At 43.7% G+C, this 3,172-nt stretch carries 4 protein-coding genes; 3 read left to right on the top strand and 1 reads right to left on the bottom strand.

Annotated elements, in window-relative coordinates; all coding sequences use genetic code 11:
* Positions 1-726: DUF5995 family protein (locus VF500_RS11470; RefSeq protein ID WP_330859796.1), on the top strand; the 726-nt coding region annotated here is incomplete at its 5' end.
* Positions 727-743: 17 nt separating this feature from the next.
* Here the strand turns inward: VF500_RS11470 and VF500_RS11475 are convergent.
* A complete protein-coding gene (locus VF500_RS11475) occupies positions 744-1,061 on the bottom strand; it encodes a hypothetical protein (protein ID WP_330859797.1) in 318 nt (105 codons plus the stop codon).
* A gap of 262 nt (positions 1,062-1,323) precedes the next feature.
* Here VF500_RS11475 and VF500_RS11480 point away from each other — a divergent pair, with 262 nt between their 5' ends.
* Entirely contained in the window at positions 1,324-2,280 is a 957-nt protein-coding gene (locus tag VF500_RS11480; RefSeq protein ID WP_330859798.1) for a TIGR01212 family radical SAM protein, read from the top strand.
* 466 nt (positions 2,281-2,746) lie between these two features.
* Positions 2,747-3,172, top strand: a 426-nt coding sequence (locus VF500_RS11485) for an acyltransferase (RefSeq protein WP_330859799.1), incomplete at its 3' end; no start/stop codon positions are given.

Here is a 3,172-nt window from a genome sequence, read left to right on the forward strand (position 1 = left end):
GATGCTATAAAAACCGACAGCCGCGCCGGGTATTTTGCGGCCCTGTACCATAAGGTTACCTGCAAGGTGAGGGAAGGCATCCAAAACGGTGAGTTTGAAAATCCAGCACGTATGGAACAGTTAGACGTGATATTTGCCAACAGGTATATCACGGCTTATCGTTGCTGGCAGCAAAAGCAGCCCTGCTCCCATTCGTGGGAACTGGCTTTCGGTATTTTTGATAAATCGTCGAGATTGGTATTGCAGCACCTGCTCATTGGCATGAACGCGCATATCAATCTTGATCTGGGTGTTGCCGTGGTAGAATTAGCCCGCAACCTTAACCAGCCACTAACCGGGGTTCATAATGATTTCAATTCCATCAACACCATACTTTCGGCACTTACCTACGAGGTGATCAGCGAGCTGAACCAGATCTCTCCGCTGCTGTCGCTGGCAGGCCTGCATGCGCAAAATAATTCCATCCTGATCCAGTTTGCCCTCGGCAACGCCCGTGACGGTGCCTGGTGCTTTGCCGAAGACCTGTTTACCCGTACCGGGGATGACTATCCTAAACAGATAGCCAGCAGGGATAATGACATTAATAAATTGGGATTAGGGATTGTTAACCCGGTTGGCATGCTGCGTTTTACCGTATGGGTAATCCACCTGTTTGAAAAGCGCGACCCATCCAAAATAACCGAGATCCTGAGCACTTACAAAAAGGCTTATCTGAAGGTGAATTAGCAACAGATGAACTGTAGTCAAAACGTTCGTTTGATATTATATGCCACAAGGTATTGCTGCGTATCTTTAATTACTACAGATTTACCTGCCGGCAGTTCCATACCATTAAATTTGATAAGCTTGCCCTGCACAAGGGAAAGGATAGTGGGAATAGTTTCTGCAGCCATAGGCACCGACATAAGCGGATAATAGATTTTTGCAAGCTTTGCTTTGTCTTTTTCGGTAACGAGGTGCACCTGCCAAAAGTCTTCTTTACCAAAGCCATATTCGCTGGCGCAATTATCGAGGTCGTATACAAACTCACGGGCCTGCATTTCTGATGATTTAGCGGCCATCTATTTGTTATTTAAATTGGGGTGGATACTCTGCGGATTGGCTGGAATGGATTTCCTGGTAACAGGACTATCCTCGGAATTTATTAGGCTCATATACTTTGAATTAAAGAACGTGTTTTTCAAAGCTAATCATTTAAAAACCGGTAAACGATTATATTAATTTTCAGGAATTTAGATGTAAATCGCCCCCTCACCAAAATTCACTATCTTTGCCGCCTGATCGATCAAATCAAAACAAGTCGTCAAAATCAAGGAAAGCAAAGTGGAACAGCAAGCAATAACAACCTGGGAAAAAGGCTATAACAATTACGGGCCCTGGCTTAAGGAAAAATACAAAGGCCATCGCGTGTTTAAAGTAATTGTTGATGGTGGTTTTACCTGCCCTAACCGTGACGGCTCAAAAGGCTACGGTGGTTGTACCTATTGCAATGTTGACTCCTTTACCCCTTCGGTTAGCCGAAACGCCCCTACAGTAAGGCAACAGGTTGAAGAAGGGATGGAACGTGCACGCAAAGGCAATAAGGCCGATAAGTTTATTATTTACTTTCAGCCCAATACCAATACTTATGCACCGGCACATTACCTTAAAATGATGTATGACGAGGCCTTGAGCTATGGTACTGAAGATATTGTAGGCCTTTCGGTAGGCACCAGGCCGGATTGTATCGATGCCGAAAAAATTGCCTTACTTGAAAGCTATACCGACCGTTTTGATGTCGACCTGGAAATGGGCATGGAAAGTATCTACAACGATACCCTGAACCAGATTAACCGGGGCTGCAGCCATGAAGAGCTGGTAAAAGCGCTTGCCCTGGTCGAAAATTCAAAGCTGGACATTTGCGTACATACCATCTTCGGCTTCCCCTGGGAAACTAAGGAGATGATGCTGAAATACGCCGATGAGATCAACCGTTTTAAACAGATCAAGTTTGTAAAATTCCATCACCTGCATATTGTTGAAGGCTCGGTAATGGGCGTAAAATATAAACGCGAACCATTTCACCTGTTTGGCATTGAAGAATATGCCGATTTTCTGTGTGAGCTATTACCTCTCGTTCGCCCGGATATTGTGATCCAGCGCCTCTTCGGCCTCAGCGACCGCGAACTGCTTATTGCCCCCAACTGGGGATTGAAAAAATCAGAGATCCAGTATTATATTGATCAAAGGATTTTAAGCAAGGGTGTTGTGCAGGGAAGTGGTCTGAACCTTGATTTATAGGATTTTGGGATTGGCAGGATTTTTATGCCAGCGCTAAGATAGCCACGCGTCATTGCACGAAGTAATCCCAATAGGCAGAGCGGCCATGCAAGTTCATCTGTACAGTTCGTGATTGCCCGCCGTTGTTGGTGTTGTCACCAACAACATTGCCCATCGGCTTGTCAATGGTAACTCAATTTAAAAAAATATGATGTATTGAATAAATAGAAGTTGTTGGTGACAACACCAACAACGGCGCAATGCTTTAAAAACCTACGAGTCAGCAAAATCCATCAATCCGGCAAATTCCCCCAAATCCCGGTTCAGATTAACGAATAAGCAAATCACATCCTTCCTCACTGCCACTAAAAACTGCTACTGCTGCTTAATTTTGCAACTTATCAACCCTTACTTGTTTAACATTGGTATCCATTTTGCAAAGATTTACGTATAATTAAATTGATCTAAAAGTTAAAATACATCTGTTTTGTCACAAAGAGCACAATCCAATTATATTCCGGCATTAACCGGTGTGAGGGCTATGGCAGCTTACCTGGTTTTCATATCGCATTTTGCGTATGTGTTTGATGAGAAATTTCCCCACTCTGTGCAACGGTTCTTTAACGAATTCCATATCGGGGTTACCATTTTCTTTGTGCTTTCGGGCTTTTTGATAGCTTTCAGGTATTTTGATAGTTTTAAATTAACCAAAGAGTGGTTTCTGCAATACCTTAAAAACCGGGTGGCACGTATCTATCCTATGTACGCGTTGCTCACCATTGGCGCATTCATAGCCTATAACTTTAGTCAAAACCCAATAGTAACAGCGGGGCAAAACCCGGTGGTTATGTTTTTCATGAACATTGTTTTTGTGCGTGGCTTTTTCGACCAGTTTAAATTCACCGGCATAGCC

Source organism: Mucilaginibacter sp. (assembly GCF_036383575.1).
GTDB lineage: Bacteria > Bacteroidota > Bacteroidia > Sphingobacteriales > Sphingobacteriaceae > Mucilaginibacter.